We start from the raw sequence: 15,516 nt of genomic DNA, 5'->3' as shown, positions 1-15,516 counted from the left end.
GGTGTTCAGCCCAAGCACCCGTCCGGTCTGCGGCTGCGTGACTACGCGGACGTGGTGCTGGACAACGGCGCGCCGTTCGGCGACGCCGTGCTGCCGATGGCGGGTGGCGGCCGGGCCTGCGGCATCTCCTCGATCACCGCCGCGCTGCTCGGCCAGCAGATCATCGCCGAGGTGATCCGCCGGGTGGAGGAGAGCGGTGGCGTCCCGCCCGTCTACCTGTCGGCGAACATCCCCGGCGGCGACGAGCACAACAACAAGCTCGAAGCGCTGTACGCCGGCCGCATCCGCCGCACCGCATGACGACCCGTCAGCAGGCGTCGGCGGACGCGCCGCTGGTGCTCGGCCTCGACGTGGGCGGCACCAGCACCCGCGCGCTGGTCGCCACCCTGGACGGCCGGATCCTCGGCACCGCGCACGGCGCCGGGGGCAACCCGGTCGCGCACGGTGCGGAGGTCGCCGTCCGGGAGATCGGCGGCGCCGTCCGTGCCGCGCTGGCCGGGCTGGACCCGGCCGGGGTCGCGGCCGGGGTGATCGGTCTCGCGGGCGGCTCGCTCGCCCCGCCGGAGGTGCTGGCGCTCTGGCCCGCCACCGGACTGACCGTCACTCCGCGGCTGGTCGGCGACGCCGAACTCGCCCACGCGGCCGGGACGGCCGCCGCCGACGGCACCCTGCTGCTCAGCGGCACGGGCGCGATCGCCGCGGAGATCCGCGACCACGCGCTGCGCCGCACCGCCGACGGTCACGGCTGGCTGCTCGGCGATCGCGGCTCCGGTTTCTGGCTGGGTCGCGAGGCGGTCGCCGCCGCGCTCACCGCCGTGGACCGGGCGCTGCCGTTCGACGGTCCATCACTTCGGCTGCCCGGCCTGGCCGGGGCGATCGCCGACGCGCTGGTCGGACCGGACGGCCTGGGGCGCGAGCCGCGTTCGGCGCTGATCGCCGCCGCCCATGCCGAGGCCCCGGCCCGGCTGGCCCGGCTGGCGCCGGTCGTCCTCGATCACGCGGCGGCCGGCGACCCGGTCGCCCTCGCCCTGGTCGACCGTGCCGCCGACCATCTGATCGCGACCCTCGCGCTGGTCCGCGAGCCCGACTCCCCGCTGCCGCTGGTGCTGGCCGGCGGGCTGCTCGCCTCGGCGACGCCGCTGGTGGCGCACCTGCGCCCGCGTCTGGCCGCCCGCTGGCCGGACGCGGTGGTCTCCACCGCCCGCAACGGCGCCGGCGCCGCCGCCTGGCTGGCCGCCCGGGACCTGGGTCGCGGAACGGAGGAGCTTCATCGCCTGCTGACGGCGTGAGCAGGCCGGCCGGGTCGGGGCGCGGTCAGTGACAGGTCATGGCCCCGGGCGCGACCCGGTCGGCCGGGGGCTTCGGCGGGACGCCCGGCCGGGGGTTCCGGTCCGGGGGTTCGTCGGTGCGGCGGCTCCGGGCCGGCCACCACAGACGGCCGACCGGCCCGGTCGGCAGGGCGATCTCCGCCCACACCCACTTCCCGGTGCGCTTGCGGATCACCCCGTGGGCGAGCGCGAGTTCGGCGATCAGCAGGATGCCGCGGCCGGACTCGGAGTCCCGGTCGGGGCGGCCGGCCACCGGGACGGCGGGGGAGGCGTCGTAGACCTCTATGACGGCCCGGTGGTGCAGCGGGTCGGCGTGCACGCCGACGGTGACGACCGGGCCGGTGGCATGGCGGACGGCGTTGCCGAGCAGTTCCGAGGTGACCAGATCGACGGTCAGTTGGGTGTCCTCGTCCAGCGGGGCGCCGCCCCAGGCGGTGATCAGTGCGCGGACCCGGCGGCGTCCGGCGGCGACGGTGGCGGGCTCGCGGGGCAGTGAGAACCATCGACGGTGCACGGACATGGCGGGCTCCTCACGCGGGTTCGCTCGATGAGCGCTCCTGGAACGCCCGTCGAGCGGGAGACTCGGCAGCCGATATGAGGGTATGTCAGATTGCAGCATCTCTAGACAAGCTGAAATCTCTAGAGATGTCAATGCACTTGGGGGCGGGCCGTGCGTAGGATGTCTAGAGAAGGGAAGGAAACCCGCCGCCATGACCAGTCACCCCCGGGCCACCCGGCCCAAGTACCAGCGGATCGCCGAAGACCTCAAGCGCGACATCGACTCAGGCCGCTACCGACCCGGTGACCGGCTGCCGGGCGAGAACGACCTGATGGTGACGTACGGCGTGGCCCGGATGACGGCCCGCCAGGCGCTCGGCGTGCTGCAGACCGAGGGGATCGCGGAGGCCCGCAAGGGGGTGGGGGTCTTCGTCCGGGAGTTCCGGCCGATAAGGCGTCGCGGCATCCAGCGGCTGTCCGACCGGAACTGGGGCAGCGGCTTCTCGGTCTGGTCGACCGACATAGCGGCCCGCGACCTGACGGTGGACCAGTTGACCGTCGCCGAGCGCGAGGTCCCCGAGGAGATCGCCGCCGTCCTCGGACTGAAGGCCGGTGAGTCGGCCTGCGTGCGCAGCCGCCGCTTCGTGCTGGACGGCAAGCCGGTGCTGCTCTCCGAGTCCTACCTGCCGGCCGCACTGGTGGCGGGCAGCCGGATCGCCGATCCCGACACCGGCCCCGGCGGCACCTACGCCCGGCTCGCCGAGCTCGGCCACAAGCCGGTGCACTTCCAGGAGCACATCCGCTCCCGGATGCCCGCCGGCGACGAGGCCGAGCGCCTCGCCCTCGCCCCCGGCACGCCGGTCTTCCTGGTGCACCGCACCGCCTTCGCCGAGGACGGCCAGGTGGTGGAGTTCAACGCGATGGTGCTCGACTCGTCCTCGTACATCCTCGAATACGACTTCGACGCCTGACCGTCCACAGCCGGTGGACGGCCGGGCGCACTTGTCCACAGGCCTGTGGACAAGTCCCGGCGCGTCATCCGCGGCTCCAGCGGAACTCGACCTCGGGGAAGCGCGGCGAGGGGCTGTCGAGCAGCCGTGCGGGCCGGTGCCGCAGGAAGTGGTCGAAGTGGGCCCGGGCGTAGCCGCGGGTGAGCTCGGTGGTCCGGTCCGGGGCGAGCGTGCCGAACAGCGCCGCGTACGCCTCGGCCGGCAGGTGCTGCGGCAGCCCGCCGGGGACGGCCGCGTGCGGGAGGTCGGTGAAGCTGAGGTGCCCGGCGCCGTGGAAGCGCAACTGACGGGCCCAGCCGCGTTGGTGGTCGCGCCAGCGCTGCCAGGTGTCGTGGTCGGCCGACGAGGTCAGCAGCAGGAACGGGCGGTCCAGGCCGAGTTCGGGCACCGGGGAGCCGAACAGGCCGCCGTCCAGGTCGAGTCCGGCGACGAACCGGTCGTCCTGACGGACCGCCTCGGCCGCCGCCGCCCCGCCCATCGAGTGGCCGAGCACGCCGATCCGCCCGCCGTCCGCGTACGGCAGTCCGGGCCGGCGCGGCAGCTCCCGACGCTCCGTCAGCGCGGTGGCGACGAAGCGCAGGTCGCCGACCCGGGCGGCGATCTCCTGGTGCTCGGTGGCGCCCCAGTCGGCCGGATCGTCGGCCAGCACGCTGCGCACCAGTCGGCCGTCGGGAAACTCCACCGCGGCGGCGTCGTACGTGTGGTCGACGGACGCGACCAGGTAGCCGTGGGCGGCGAGCTCCTCGGCCAGCGCGGTGCAGTTGCTCCGCCCGCCCTTGCGGCCGTGCCCCAGCAACAGCAGGGGGAGGGCACCGGGCGCGGCGGGCGCACCGGCGCGCGCCGTCGGGCGGACGGCGGCGAGGGTGCCGGGATCCAGCTGCAGCATCGTCTCGAACGCCGCCGCGACCCTCGGCGTGGTGTACGGCGCGCGGGCGTACTCGCCCCGGTCGAGCGCCGGGTACCAGAGCTGGACCATGAGTTCGCGAGGCCCCGGGGTCGGCGCGAACGGGTCCTGCCGGGCCCGGTCGACGAGGTGCAGGGCGACGGTGCCCACCGGCCGGTCGACGGTCGGCCTCGGCAGGTCGATCGACCGTACGGGCGCGGCCGAGGCCGACCGCGCGGGAAGCGTGAGAGCGACGGCGCCCGCCCCGGCCGCCACCAACAGTGATCGCCGCCCGATCATCGTCCACCCCCGGAGTCCGGCCCGACCTGATGGCCACTCACGGTAGAGGTCCGGATCACCGCCGACCAGAGGGCGTGCCCGGCGCCGGGCACGCCCCTCGGTGTCAGCTCTCGTACTCGGCGACCACGGTGGCCCGGGCCAGCGCGTGGAAGCCGAGGGTGCCGCCGATCGCCGCCGCCGAGGTGTCCGCGTCCAGGCCGATCGAGTCGACGCCCAGGGCGTGCACGGTGAAGACGTACCGGTGCGGGCCGTGGCCGGGCGGCGGGGCCGCACCGCCGAAGTCCCGGGTGCCATAGTCGTTGCGACCGTGCACCGCACCCGCCGGCAGGCCCGGGAACTCGCCGCTGCCCGCGCCGGCCGCCAACTCGGTGACGGTGGCCGGAAGATCGAACAGCAGCCAGTGCCACCAGCCGGAGCCGGTCGGCGCGTCCGGGTCGAAGCAGGTCACCGCGAAGCTCCTGGTCTCCGCCGGGAACCCGGACCAGCTGAGCTGCGGTGAGCGGTTCCCGGCCTGGTAGACCTGCTCGTCGTTCAGTCGGCCCCCGTCCGTCACGTCCTCGCTGACCAGCGTGAACGTCGGGACGGGGCGCAGGAAGGCGTGCGGCAGCGGCGGCCGGTCGGATGCGGTCATGGGTGTCCCCCCCGTGGGCGGTGCGTCGATGGATGCCCCGCGACCTTAGTGGGCCGACGTCGGTTCGCCAAGATCCGTTCCGTGCCGCTCGACTGACCGCGCCTCAGGTCGGCGTGCTCGTAACTCGGCTGCCGAGCACCGGAATTGGTAGAGACCTTTGAGGGTTGCCTGCCGCCGTCGCCGAAGGAGTCCGCGCCGTGGACGGGATCTTCGCCCGGGAGTACCGGGCGGTCACCGCCTGCTTCACCGCCATCATGTTCCTGACCGGGTTCGCCGCCCTGGTAGTGGTGCCCACCCTGCCCACCGCCGCCGCAGATCTGCCCGGAGTGGCACTGTTCCCGCTGGTCGCCGGGTGCTTCGTGGCCGCCGGCCTGCTCGGCGGCGTCCTGGGCGGCACCTAGTCCGACCGCACCGGGGCCGGGTGTGGTGGGGATGGCGGTTGGGTCCCGGGTGGTGCTGCCCTGTCCGACCCCGGCGACGCCCGCGCGTGGCGCGTAGCCGGGCGATGGTCAGCTCGCTTGCTGCGCCGTGGCGTTCGCTCTGCTCGTTGTGCGATCGAGACCACCCTGCTCGCCGCCCGCGTTCGCATCGGTCGAGTACGAGGTGGCCGGCTGGACGGCCGAACTCGGCCTGGTGGCAGCGGGGTTGGGCATCACCCTGATCCCGTCCCGCGCCGCCCGCCCCGATCTCGCCCTGGTCCCCCTCCACTCGGACGACACCCCGATCCGCCACGTCCGCACCGCCACCCGCCGAGGCCACCGCCCCGCCCCGGCCGTCACCGCCTTCCTTCCCCACCTGCACACCGCAGCCACCGCCCCGCACCACTGACGCCCCGAAAACCCGGACGACCGGCGACCCGGCCCCGCCCTACCGTGGCGGAATGACGGGAAGACCTCGCCCATTCGCCTACGTCGGCCCACCCGAGCTGCGCGCCGGCGCCGGTGGCCACACGCTCGGCCGCCGCGTCCGCACCCCGGCCGAACTGGACGGCTGGCTCGGCGAGTTGGCACCCGCGGAGCGCGCCGAACCGGTCACCTACGTGATCGATCTCGCCGGGGCACTGCGGCTGGCCCCGCGCCGCAGCGAACACGTCGCATGCGCCGGCGGGGCGGCGGTGCCGGCGGCCGGCGAGATCGGTTTCGCCCGGCAGGCCGACGGCCGGTGGGCGGTGTGCGAAGTCAGCAACCAGTCCACCGGCTACTGCCCGGACCTCGACTGCTGGCCGGCCGTCGCCACCGCCCTCGACCGGGCCGGACTGCCCCGCCCGGACGGATTCACCCACGCGTGCGTCTTCCGCCGCTGCCCGGCGTGCGCACAGGTCAACCTGGTCAAGGACGACGACCTGACGTGCGCCGTCTGCGACAGTGCCCTGCCGGAGGAGTGGAACCTCGATGCGGGTGGGCGGTGAACGGGTCTCCCGAACGGGTGGGCGCCACCGCACCGGGTTGACGGTCGGTCAATTCGGGGATTCCGGCCGAGCCCGGAGCGGGCTCAGGGCCAGACCAGGCAGTAGAGCTGGTGGCCGGCGTCGTGCAGGCGGTTGGCGAAGTCCTGCCACTCGTGCAGCATCTGGTAGATGACGAAGGCGTCCCGGGGGCCGCGGCGGTCGGGGACGGTGGACCAGATGAAGGCGGCGGCGCCGAGTTCGGTCTCGTCGGCCTTGCGGAGCGGTTCGACGACGGTGTGCGGGAGTTGGACGACCGCGTAGTCGGGGTGCAGGACCACCAGTTCGAGCGGCGGGACGTGGTGGAGCGGGACGCCCTGGATGCCCGTGAGGACCATCGCGCTCATCGTCTCGGGCTTGATCTTGGTGGAGAGGTGGCCGTTGCCGGAGCCGCTGGTCTCCATCAGGTCGCCGAGCCGGCCCAGCGCGCCGAGCTCCCCGGCGTCGAGGCCGAGGCCACCGGGGCCGAGGGCGGTGGGGACTCTGGCGGCGGTGGCGCGGTCCGGTGCGCCGAAGTACTTGTAGGTGACCCCCACTTTGTCTTCGCCCCTCCTTCCCCTGCCCGCTTCCCTGCCCCCGCCGGTCTCGGACGGCCTGCGGGTGCGCTCCGCGGCCTCGTCGAAACCGTCCTGCCTCTCGGACACTCGGACCATCCTCACCGGAACTCACCGGAATCGACAGACCCCCGCATGTCCGACTTTCCCTCCGGACATGCCCCTTACCCGTCTGCTGGCGTGCTACACGAGCGCGCGCTACTCGACCTTACCTTCGCCACAGCCAGTGAGGGGAGCAGCACACGGATCATCGTTCCAGATGATCGGGCCCGACATGCAGAACGCAAAGACACGATTTGAGACCATGTTCGGGTAAGAGAGGCTCCAGGCCACCCCGCGGACCCAACGGATGAGCGAGCAGATGAGCTACCCGTACGAAGCACCCCAGTCCCAGTCGCTGTTCGAGCGCGCCTTGGCGGTCACCCCCGGCGGCGTCAACTCGCCGGTGCGGGCCTTCCGCGCGGTCGGCGGCACGCCCCGTTTCATGGTGTCCGGCAGCGGCCCGTACCTGACCGACGCCGATGGCCGCGAGTACGTGGACCTGGTGTGCTCGTGGGGTCCGATGCTGCTCGGCCACTCGCACCCGGCGGTGATCGAGGCGGTGCAGCAGGCGGTCGCCCGCGGCACCTCGTTCGGCACGCCCGGCCAGGGCGAGGTCGAGCTCGGCGAGGAGATCGTCGCCCGGATCGCCCCGGTCGAGCAGGTCCGCCTGGTCTCCAGCGGCACCGAGGCGACCATGTCGGCGATCCGGCTGGCCCGCGGCTTCACGGGCCGCGCCAAGGTGGTCAAGTTCGCCGGGTGTTACCACGGTCACGTGGACGCGCTGCTGGCCGCCGCCGGTTCCGGCGTCGCCACCTTCGGCCTGCCGGACACCCCGGGCGTCACCGGCGCGCAGGCCGGCGACACCATCGTGCTGCCGTACAACGACCTGGACGCGGTGCGCGCCGCGTTCGCCGCGCACCCCGGCGAGATCGCCTGCGTGATCACCGAGGCCTCGCCCGGCAACATGGGCGTCGTCCCGCCGCTTCCCGGCTTCAACGGGGGCCTGGCCGCACTGTGCCGGGAGAACGGCGCGCTGTTCATCTCCGACGAGGTGATGACCGGCTTCCGCGTCTCCAAGGCCGGCTGGTACGGGCTGGAGGCCGCCCACGAGGGCTGGGCGCCGGACCTGCTGACGTTCGGCAAGGTGATGGGCGGCGGCTTCCCCGCCGCGGCGTTCGGCGGCCGCGCCGACGTGATGGCGCACCTCGCCCCGGCCGGCCCGGTCTACCAGGCGGGCACCCTGTCCGGTAACCCGATCGCCACCGCGGCCGGCCTGGCCCAGCTGCGCCACTGCACCGACGAGGTGTACGCCACCGTGGACAAGGTCGCCGCCGAGGTGTCCGGCCTGGTCACCGAGGCGCTCTCGAAGGAGGGCGTGGCGCACCGCCTGCAGACCGCGGGCAACATGTTCTCGGTCTTCTTCATCGACGAGCAGGTCACCAACTACGACGAGGCCCGCCGTCAGCAGGCGTTCCGCTTCAACGGCTTCTTCCACGCGATGCTGAGCCAGGGCGTCTACCTGCCGCCGTCGGCATTCGAGTCCTGGTTCGTCTCGTCCGCGCACGACGCGCGCGCGATCGAGCGGATCGCCGCCGCCCTGCCCGCCGCGGCCCGCGCCGCCGCCGAGGCCACCGAGGAGTCGAAGTGACCGAGCGAATCGAAGGAGCCGTCGAGCACGGCGAAGCGCCCGACGAGCGGAGCGGGGCGGGTGCATCGACCGGGAAGAAGGACATCACCGTCGTCCACGTGATGCGGCACGGTGAGGTGCACAACCCGGAGGGCGTGCTGTACGGCCGGCTGCCGGGCTATCACCTGTCCGAGCTGGGGCTGGAGATGGCCGAGCGGGTGGCCGACCACCTGAAGGACCGTGACATCACGCACGTGGTGGCCTCGCCGCTGGAGCGCGCCCAGGAGACCGCCGAGCCGATCGCCAAGGCGCACGGCCTGACCGTCGCGGCCGACCCGCGGCTGATCGAGGCGGAGAACATCTTCGAGGGCAAGACCTTCGGCGTCGGCGACGGCTCGCTGCGCAACCCGGCGTACTGGCGGTACCTGACCAACCCGTTCAAGCCGTCTTGGGGCGAGCCGTACATCGACCAGGTGGTGCGGATGATGGGCGCGATCGCCGCCGCCCGGGACGCCGCGCGCGGGCACGAGGCGGTGTGCGTCAGCCACCAGCTGCCGATCTGGATCCTGCGTTCGTTCGCCGAGCGCCGCCGGCTGTGGCACGACCCGCGCCGCCGGCAGTGCTCGCTGGCCTCGCTGACCAGCTTCACCTACGAGGGCGACCGGATCGTCTCGATCGGCTACCGCGAGCCGGCCCGCGACCTGCTGCCGGCCCACCTGGTGGGCAAGGGCAAGAAGGGCGACAAGCCGGTCGGGAAGAGCTTCGGGGCGTAAGCCGCACCGCCCCGGGGCGTGGCGCGCACCGCCTCGACGCGCGGCGCGCACCCGCTCCGGGACGTTGGTCACACCGGCGGCCCCGAGGTAAACCCGGCGGGCGGCGGAATGCCCGAATTAAGACGATCATAAGCGGAGTCTTCGCAGGTCACGGGGGGTCCGGCCGACAACGCCGGACCCCCCGAAAACGGGCCGAAGAGCCATGCGAAACTTTTCACATGTCTTGGACGCGCAGCCGCCGCACCCGCCTCACCGCCGCCCTCGGTGCGGCCACCGCCCTGGCCCTCGCCGGGTGTGGCAGCTCGGGCAGCGGGGGAGGCTCCGCGGGCTTCATCACCGGCAAGGGCGGCATCGCCACCGTTCCCGCCGGGCACCGGGTGGACGCCCCGGACATCAGCGGCACCGGGCTGGACGGCACCGGCACGCTCAAGCTCTCCGACTACCGCGGCAAGGTGGTCGTCCTCAACGTCTGGGGCTCCTGGTGCAGCCCCTGCCGGGCCGAGGCCAAGGGCCTGCAGGCCAGCGCCGAGAAGTACGCCGACCAGGTGCAGTTCCTCGGCATCAACACCCGGGACACCGACCCCGCCAACGCGGTCGCGTTCGAGAAGAACTTCGGGGTGACCTACCCGAGCATCTACGACCCGGACGGCACCCAGATCCTCAAGTTCCCCAAGGGCAGCCTCCCCCCGCAGTCCATCCCGACCACCATCGTGATCGACAAGGACGGCAAGCTGGCCGCCCGCGCCATGCGCGCGATGTCCACCGAGGACCTCGACAAGATGATCGAGCCGGTCCTCGCGGAGTCCAAGTGAGCGCCGTCCTGGTCGCTGCCGAGGTCGGTTACAACGAAACCGTGGGCAGCGGCGCGCTGATGCTCGCGCTGCCGATCGCGCTGGCCGCCGGGCTGGTCTCGTTCTTCTCGCCGTGCGTGCTGCCACTGGTGCCCGGCTACCTCAGCTACGTCACCGGCTTCTCCGCCGCCGACCTGTCGGAAGCCCGCGGCACCCGCCGCGGGCGGATGCTGGCCGGCTCGCTGCTGTTCGTGCTCGGCTTCGGCGCGGTGTTCGTCTCCGGCGGCGCGCTGTTCGGCTCGTTCGGGCACACCCTGCAGGAGCACCAGCGGATCATCTCGATCGTGATGGGCTGCGTCACGGTGCTGATGGGCCTGGCCTTCATGGGCCTGCTGCCCGGCTTCACCATGCGCGAGCTGCGCACTCACCGCCGCCCCGCGGTCGGTCTGGCCGGGGCCCCGCTGCTCGGCCTGGTGTTCGGGATCGGCTGGACGCCGTGCATGGGCCCGACCCTGGCGGCGATCAACACGCTGGCCGTCAACGAGGGCAGCGCCGGGCGTGGCGCGCTGCTGATGGCCGTCTACTGCCTCGGCCTCGGCGTACCGTTCGTGCTGGCCGCCCTGGCGTTCCGCAAGGCGCTGGGCGCCTTCGGCTGGGTGAAGCGGCACTACCAGTGGGTGATGCGGATCGGCGGCGGCATGCTCGTCGCGGTCGGCCTGGCCCTGGTGACCGGGGCGTGGGACGCGCTGGTCAACCAGCTCCAGTACCTCACCGAGAACTTTTCGATCGGAATCTGACCCGTGAGCGACACCAAGACCAGCCCCCAGCCGGCCGACGCCGCGGACAGCCCCGGATCGTCGGACGGCTCCGACCGTACGGACAGCTCCTTCCTGGTGGACGCCGAGGCCGTCGAGCGGCTCAGCACCGCGCCCGTGGAGAGCGACGGCCCCGTCGGCATGGGCGTCATCGGCTGGGCGCGCTGGGTCTGGCGGCAGCTGACCTCGATGCGGGTCGCCCTGCTGCTGCTCTTCCTGCTGTCGCTGGCGGCCATCCCGGGCTCGCTGATCCCGCAGGACGGGCCCGACCAGATGAAGGTCGCGACCTGGAAGAGCGCCCACAAGGGCATCACCCCGCTGTTCGAGCGGCTCGAACTGTTCAACGTCTACAGCTCGTTCTGGTTCTCGGCGATCTACATCCTGCTGTTCGTCTCGCTGGCCGGCTGCATCGTCCCGCGCACCTGGCAGTTCGTCGGCGTGCTGCGCGCGCAGCCCCCGGCGGCCCCGCGCAACCTGACCCGGATGCCGGTCTACGCGGCCTGGCACAGCGACGCCGACCCGGACGCGGTGCACGCCGCCGCCCACCGCCTGCTGAAGAAGCGCGGCTTCCGGGCCTCCGCCGACGGCGGCTCGATCGCGGCCGAGAAGGGCTACCTGCGCGAGGTCGGCAACCTGCTGTTCCACTTCTCGCTGTTCGCGCTGCTGATCGGCGTCGCCTGGGCCGGCCTGGCCTCCGGCACCGCCAGCAAGCTGGTGCTGGAGGGCCAGGGCTACTCCAACACCACCACCCAGATCGACGACTTCTACGGTTCGTACGGCTACACCGTCGACGACCTGGACGCCTTCGGCTTCAAGCTGGACGGCTTCACCGCCCGGTACCAGGAGAGCGGCCCGCAGGTCGGCACCGCCCGGCAGTTCACCGCGAACGTCCGCTACTGGGTGGGCGACGACGCGACCAAGCTGAAGAAGTCCACCATCGAGGTCAACCACCCGCTGGAGATCGGCGGGTCCAAGGTCTACCTGATCGGCCACGGCTACGCCCCGGTGGTGACGGTCAAGAACGCCAAGAACGAGATCGTCTACCGCGGCCCGACGCCGTTCCTGCCGCGCGACGCCAACATGACCTCGCCCGGCGTGATCAAGGTCAACGACTACGGCACCGACGCCAACGGCAACAAGACCCAGCTGGCCTTCCAGGGCTTCTTCCTGCCGACCGCGCCGGAGAACTTCGAGAAGACCGGCCCGCGGTCGGTGTTCCCCGCCGCCGCGGACCCGATGCTGGTGCTCACCGCCTACGCCGGCGACCTGCGCACCGACAGCGGCCTGCCGCAGAACGTGTACCAGCTGGACGACAAGGCGATGACCCAGCTGAAGGTCGGCGACGACATCGCCCGCGCCCGCCTCAAGGTCGGCGAGGGCTGGCAGCTGCCCGACGGCTACGGGACCATCACGTTCGACGGCTACCAGCAGTGGGCCACGTTCACCGTCTCGCACCGGCCCGGCAACTCCATCGCGCTGGCCGGCGCGGTCGCCGCGATCCTCGGCCTGATCGGCTCGCTGTTCGTCCAGCGCCGCCGGATCTGGGTCCGGGCCACCACCGGCCCCGACGGCCGCACCCTGGTCGAGATGGCCGGCCTGGGCCGCAGCGAGTCCACCCGCACCGCCGAGGAGCTCGCCGAACTCGCCGTCGAGCTGCAGGGCGACGCCCCCGCCACCGACGAGGAACCGGCGCCCGCCGATCCCACCGGCAACGACGCTGACGACGACGCACCGACTGCGGCCGACTCCCCGGCCGCAGCCGCCCCCACCGCCCCGGAAACCAAGGAGTAGACGGTGCTGCTCGCGCAGGTCAACCATGAGTTGGCCGACATCTCCAACAAGCTGGTCTATTCGGCGATGGCCGTCTACACCCTGGCCATGTTCGCTCAGATGTTCGAGTGGACCTTCGGCGCCAAGGGCGGCGTCGCCGTCCGCTCCCGGCAGCAGGCCACCCTCGCGGACTCGGTCAGCGACTCCGCCGACGCGGCCAAGGGCGTCCGCAAGGTCAGCGTCACGGTGGCCTCGCAGGGCGGCGGCACCACCACCCTGACCCGCACCGCGCTGGCCGACGCCGGCGCCACCACGGTGACCAGCGGCCGCGGCGACGAGGGCCCGGCCGACGGCCTCGGCCCGGCCGGCAGCAGCGAGAAGGCCGACATGGCCGGCCGGATCGCGGTCTCGATGACCGTGCTCGGCATGCTGCTGCACACCGGCGGCGTGATCACCCGCGGCCTGTCGGTGATGCGCTGGCCGTGGGGCAACATGTACGAGTTCTCCGTCGCGTTCGCGCTGATGATGGTCGGCTCGTACGTCGTGCTGCTGGGCACCAAGAAGAACGTGCGCTGGCTCGGCCTGCCCGTGGTGATCGCCGTCCTGCTGATCCTCGGCGTCGCCGTCAGCGTGCTGTACACGGAGTCCGAGCAGCTCGTCCCGGCGCTGCACTCCTACTGGCTGGGCATCCACGTCTCGACCGCGACGATCTGCGGCGGCGCGTTCTTCGCGGCGTTCGTCGCCACCGGCGCCTACCTGCTCAAGGACCGCTACGAGCACCGGCTCGCGGCCGGACTGACCGTCCGCGCGGCCAACCTGATGGACCGGCTGCCCGCCGCGAGCAGCCTGGACAAGCTGTCCTACCGGATCAACGCCCTGGTCTTCCCGCTGTGGACGTTCACCATCATCGCGGGCGCGATCTGGGCCGAGGCCGCCTGGGGCAAGTACTGGGAGTGGGACCCGAAGGAGACCTGGTCGTTCATCACCTGGGTCGCCTACGCCGCCTACCTGCACGCCCGGGCCACCGCCGGCTGGCGCGGACGCAAGGCCGCCTACCTGGCCCTGCTCGCCTTCGCCTGCTGGCTGTTCAACTTCTACGGCGTCAACATCTTCGTCACCGGCAAGCACTCGTACGCCGGCATCTGACGCCCCGCCCCACCCGCTCCACCCACACCTGATTCACCCCCGAGATCCACAAAGCCGCGAGGAGGGCCGCACCATGGAGTGCGACGAGGTCATCATGACCGTCCGAATCACCGCAGCGGAACGTGCGCTGCTGCGACGGCTCGCCCAGGGCCACCACAGCGACGTCTCCGAGGTCGTCGCCGACGGCCTGCTGGACGTCCTGCCCACGCTGCACTGCCCGGCGGACGCCCACCGGCTGCTCGCCGCGCTCGCCACCCCGGCGCCCTGTGCGCTCACGGTGTGGCTGCCCACCGAGCTCGCCGACCTGCTCACCATCGCCACCGCGCGGATCGCCCACTCCACCGGCGTCCGCCTCGGCTCGTCCTGCATCATGCTCGGGGCCGCGGTGCGGCTCTGGCTGGCCCAGGACCCGCAGCGGCTGGCGGCCAACCTCATCACCATGCACGCCGGCCGCCCTGCGGCGCTGGCCGCGGCGTAGCAGCAGCAAAATTAAGAAGCCGAGGGCTCCGGAGGCACTGCCTCCGGAGCCCTCGGCTTTCGCGCGAATCCTCAGGACCTGCCCGGCAGGATGCGCCGGACGGGCCTTATGCGGCCTGCTGCCAGCTGACCGGGGAGAAGTACGCCGGGCGGCGCTCCATCCGGGACCAGGTGGCGATCGGCTCGACGACCTGTCCGGCGGCGGCGACCGACGCGGCCTGCGCGGCGCGGGCGGCCAGCACCGCGGTCAGGGCGGCGAGCTCCTCGGCGGACAGCGAGCCCCGGACGATGCGGACGAGAGGTTCGTTCATGATTCCTGTTTCTCCCCCAGGCTGGCGGCTGAACGGTGGCGGCGGGCTCGACGCACCGGTTACATCGGCGGGTTGCCGTGCTTGCGGCTCGGCAGGTCGGCGTGCTTGGTGCGGAGCATGGCCAGCGAGGAGGCCAGCACGGCGCGGGTCTCGGCCGGGTCGATGACGTCGTCGACGAGGCCGCGCTCGGCCGCGTAGTACGGGTGCATCAGCTCGCTCTTGTACTCCTTGATCTTCTGCGCGCGCATCGCCTCGGGGTCGTCGGCCCCGTTGATGTCACGGCGGAAGATCACGTTGGCGGCGCCCTCGGCGCCCATCACGGCGATCTCGTTGGTCGGCCAGGCGAAGGACAGGTCCGCGCCGATCGAGCGGGAGTCCATCACGATGTACGCGCCGCCGTACGCCTTGCGCAGGATCAGCTGGATCCGCGGCACGGTGGCGTTGCAGTACGCGTACAGCAGCTTCGCGCCGTGCCGGATGATGCCGTCGTGCTCCTGGTCCACGCCCGGCAGGAAGCCCGGCACGTCCAGCATGGTCACCAGCGGGATGTTGAACGCGTCGCACATCTGCACGAAGCGCGCGGACTTCTCGGAGGCGTTGATGTCCAGCACACCGGCCAGCGACTGCGGCTGGTTGGCGATGATGCCCACCACGTGGCCGTCCACCCGGGCCAGCGCGCAGATCACGTTGGTCGCCCAGCGCTCGTGGACCTCCAGGTACTCGCCGTGGTCGACGATCTCCTCGATCACCTTGCGCATGTCGTACGGGCGGTTGCCGTCCGCCGGGACGAGGTCCAGCAGCGAGTCGTTGCGGCGGTCCACCGGGTCGTCACTGGCCACCGTGGGCGGCATCTCGCGGTTGTTCTGCGGCAGCAGCGACAGCAGGTAGCGGACTTCCTCGATGCAGGACTGCTCGTCGTCGTAGACGAAGTGCGAGACACCGGAGACCGACGAGTGGACGTCGGCGCCGCCGAGGCCGTTCTGGGTGATCTTCTCGCCGGTGACGGCCTGCACCACGTCCGGGCCGGTGATGAACATCTGCGAGGTCTCGCGGACCATGAACACGAAGTCCGTCAGCGCCGGCGAGTACGCCGCGCCGCCCGCGCACGGGCCGAGC

The 15,516-nt window shown here is 72.4% G+C and carries 17 protein-coding genes and 2 pseudogenes; 13 read left to right on the top strand and 6 right to left on the bottom strand.

Annotated features, from left to right (window positions below; genetic code table 11):
- Window positions 1-300 (top strand): annotated as a pseudogene (locus IEZ12_RS38025) (sugar isomerase); the annotation flags it as partial.
- Window positions 297-1,289: an N-acetylglucosamine kinase gene (locus IEZ12_RS09045; RefSeq protein ID WP_189271533.1), complete on the top strand. Its 993-nt coding sequence runs from the start codon at window positions 297-299 to the stop codon at window positions 1,287-1,289. The pseudogene IEZ12_RS38025 and the gene IEZ12_RS09045, both read left to right, overlap by 4 nt.
- Window positions 1,290-1,314: 25 nt before the next feature.
- Here IEZ12_RS09045 and IEZ12_RS09040 read toward each other — a convergent pair whose 3' ends face one another.
- Window positions 1,315-1,848 (bottom strand): ATP-binding protein, encoded by a 534-nt coding sequence (locus IEZ12_RS09040; RefSeq protein WP_189271532.1) that lies wholly within the window; start codon window positions 1,846-1,848, stop codon window positions 1,315-1,317.
- Window positions 1,849-2,038: 190 nt separating this feature from the next.
- Between IEZ12_RS09040 and IEZ12_RS09035 the strand changes: the two genes are divergently transcribed.
- Window positions 2,039-2,797, top strand: coding sequence for a GntR family transcriptional regulator (locus IEZ12_RS09035; protein WP_189271531.1), 759 nt, complete (start codon window positions 2,039-2,041; stop codon window positions 2,795-2,797).
- A 64-nt stretch (window positions 2,798-2,861) separates the two neighbouring features.
- Here the strand turns inward: IEZ12_RS09035 and IEZ12_RS09030 are convergent, their stop codons facing one another.
- Both IEZ12_RS09030 and IEZ12_RS09025 read right to left on the bottom strand, forming a co-directional pair.
- A complete protein-coding gene (locus tag IEZ12_RS09030) occupies window positions 2,862-3,890 on the bottom strand; it encodes an alpha/beta hydrolase (protein ID WP_229847354.1) in 1,029 nt (342 codons plus the stop codon).
- Between the two features lie 232 nt (window positions 3,891-4,122).
- Complete coding sequence (locus IEZ12_RS09025) at window positions 4,123-4,650, bottom strand: YbhB/YbcL family Raf kinase inhibitor-like protein (protein WP_189271529.1); 528 nt, start codon at window positions 4,648-4,650, stop codon at window positions 4,123-4,125.
- 254 nt (window positions 4,651-4,904) lie between these two features.
- Between IEZ12_RS09025 and IEZ12_RS40540 the strand changes: the two are divergent.
- From IEZ12_RS40540 to IEZ12_RS09010, 3 genes and pseudogenes are all read left to right on the top strand, one after another.
- Window positions 4,905-5,045: pseudogene (locus IEZ12_RS40540) on the top strand (MFS transporter); the annotation flags it as partial.
- Between the two features lie 133 nt (window positions 5,046-5,178).
- On the top strand, window positions 5,179-5,478 hold the full coding sequence (locus IEZ12_RS09015; protein WP_189271528.1) for a LysR substrate-binding domain-containing protein: 300 nt from the start codon (window positions 5,179-5,181) through the stop codon (window positions 5,476-5,478).
- Between the two features lie 52 nt (window positions 5,479-5,530).
- Complete coding sequence (locus tag IEZ12_RS09010; RefSeq protein ID WP_189271527.1) at window positions 5,531-6,058, top strand: hypothetical protein; 528 nt, start codon at window positions 5,531-5,533, stop codon at window positions 6,056-6,058.
- Between the two features lie 83 nt (window positions 6,059-6,141).
- Here the strand turns inward: IEZ12_RS09010 and IEZ12_RS09005 are convergent, their stop codons facing one another.
- Window positions 6,142-6,630 (bottom strand): hypothetical protein, encoded by a 489-nt coding sequence (locus IEZ12_RS09005; RefSeq protein ID WP_035863661.1) that lies wholly within the window; start codon window positions 6,628-6,630, stop codon window positions 6,142-6,144.
- Between the two features lie 367 nt (window positions 6,631-6,997).
- On the opposite strand from IEZ12_RS09005, the gene hemL reads away from it, so the two are divergent.
- From hemL to IEZ12_RS08970, 7 genes are all read left to right on the top strand, one after another.
- Entirely contained in the window at window positions 6,998-8,338 is a 1,341-nt protein-coding gene (gene hemL / locus IEZ12_RS09000) for a glutamate-1-semialdehyde 2,1-aminomutase (RefSeq protein ID WP_189271526.1), read from the top strand.
- 101 nt (window positions 8,339-8,439) lie between these two features.
- Window positions 8,440-9,090, top strand: coding sequence for a histidine phosphatase family protein (locus IEZ12_RS08995; RefSeq protein ID WP_189271608.1), 651 nt, complete (start codon window positions 8,440-8,442; stop codon window positions 9,088-9,090).
- Window positions 9,091-9,308: 218 nt separating this feature from the next.
- Complete coding sequence (locus IEZ12_RS08990; RefSeq protein ID WP_043914724.1) at window positions 9,309-9,902, top strand: TlpA family protein disulfide reductase; 594 nt, start codon at window positions 9,309-9,311, stop codon at window positions 9,900-9,902.
- The gene (locus tag IEZ12_RS08985) at window positions 9,899-10,678 is read left to right on the top strand and encodes a cytochrome c biogenesis CcdA family protein (protein ID WP_189271525.1); all 780 of its coding nucleotides are present in this window, start codon (window positions 9,899-9,901) and stop codon (window positions 10,676-10,678) included. Before IEZ12_RS08990 ends, IEZ12_RS08985 begins: the two co-directional genes overlap by 4 nt.
- A gap of 3 nt (window positions 10,679-10,681) precedes the next feature.
- Window positions 10,682-12,487, top strand: a complete 1,806-nt coding sequence (gene resB / locus IEZ12_RS08980) for a cytochrome c biogenesis protein ResB (protein WP_189271524.1) — start codon at window positions 10,682-10,684, stop codon at window positions 12,485-12,487.
- 3 nt (window positions 12,488-12,490) lie between these two features.
- Window positions 12,491-13,612: a c-type cytochrome biogenesis protein CcsB gene (gene ccsB / locus IEZ12_RS08975; protein WP_229847351.1), complete on the top strand. Its 1,122-nt coding sequence runs from the start codon at window positions 12,491-12,493 to the stop codon at window positions 13,610-13,612.
- A gap of 73 nt (window positions 13,613-13,685) precedes the next feature.
- Window positions 13,686-14,090: a hypothetical protein gene (locus IEZ12_RS08970; protein ID WP_043914717.1), complete on the top strand. Its 405-nt coding sequence runs from the start codon at window positions 13,686-13,688 to the stop codon at window positions 14,088-14,090.
- A gap of 106 nt (window positions 14,091-14,196) precedes the next feature.
- Here IEZ12_RS08970 and IEZ12_RS08965 read toward each other — a convergent pair whose 3' ends face one another.
- Together IEZ12_RS08965 and IEZ12_RS08960 are read right to left on the bottom strand one after the other, a co-directional pair.
- On the bottom strand, window positions 14,197-14,400 hold the full coding sequence (locus IEZ12_RS08965) for an acyl-CoA carboxylase epsilon subunit (protein WP_043914715.1): 204 nt from the start codon (window positions 14,398-14,400) through the stop codon (window positions 14,197-14,199).
- Between the two features lie 59 nt (window positions 14,401-14,459).
- A partial coding sequence (locus IEZ12_RS08960; protein ID WP_229847350.1) for an acyl-CoA carboxylase subunit beta occupies window positions 14,460-15,516 on the bottom strand: 1,057 nt, incomplete at its 5' end.

The sequence above is a fragment of the Kitasatospora griseola genome, from assembly GCF_014648555.1.
Taxonomy (GTDB): Bacteria; Actinomycetota; Actinomycetes; order Streptomycetales; family Streptomycetaceae; genus Kitasatospora; species Kitasatospora griseola.
This window is presented reverse-complemented; position numbering and strand designations above follow the sequence as displayed.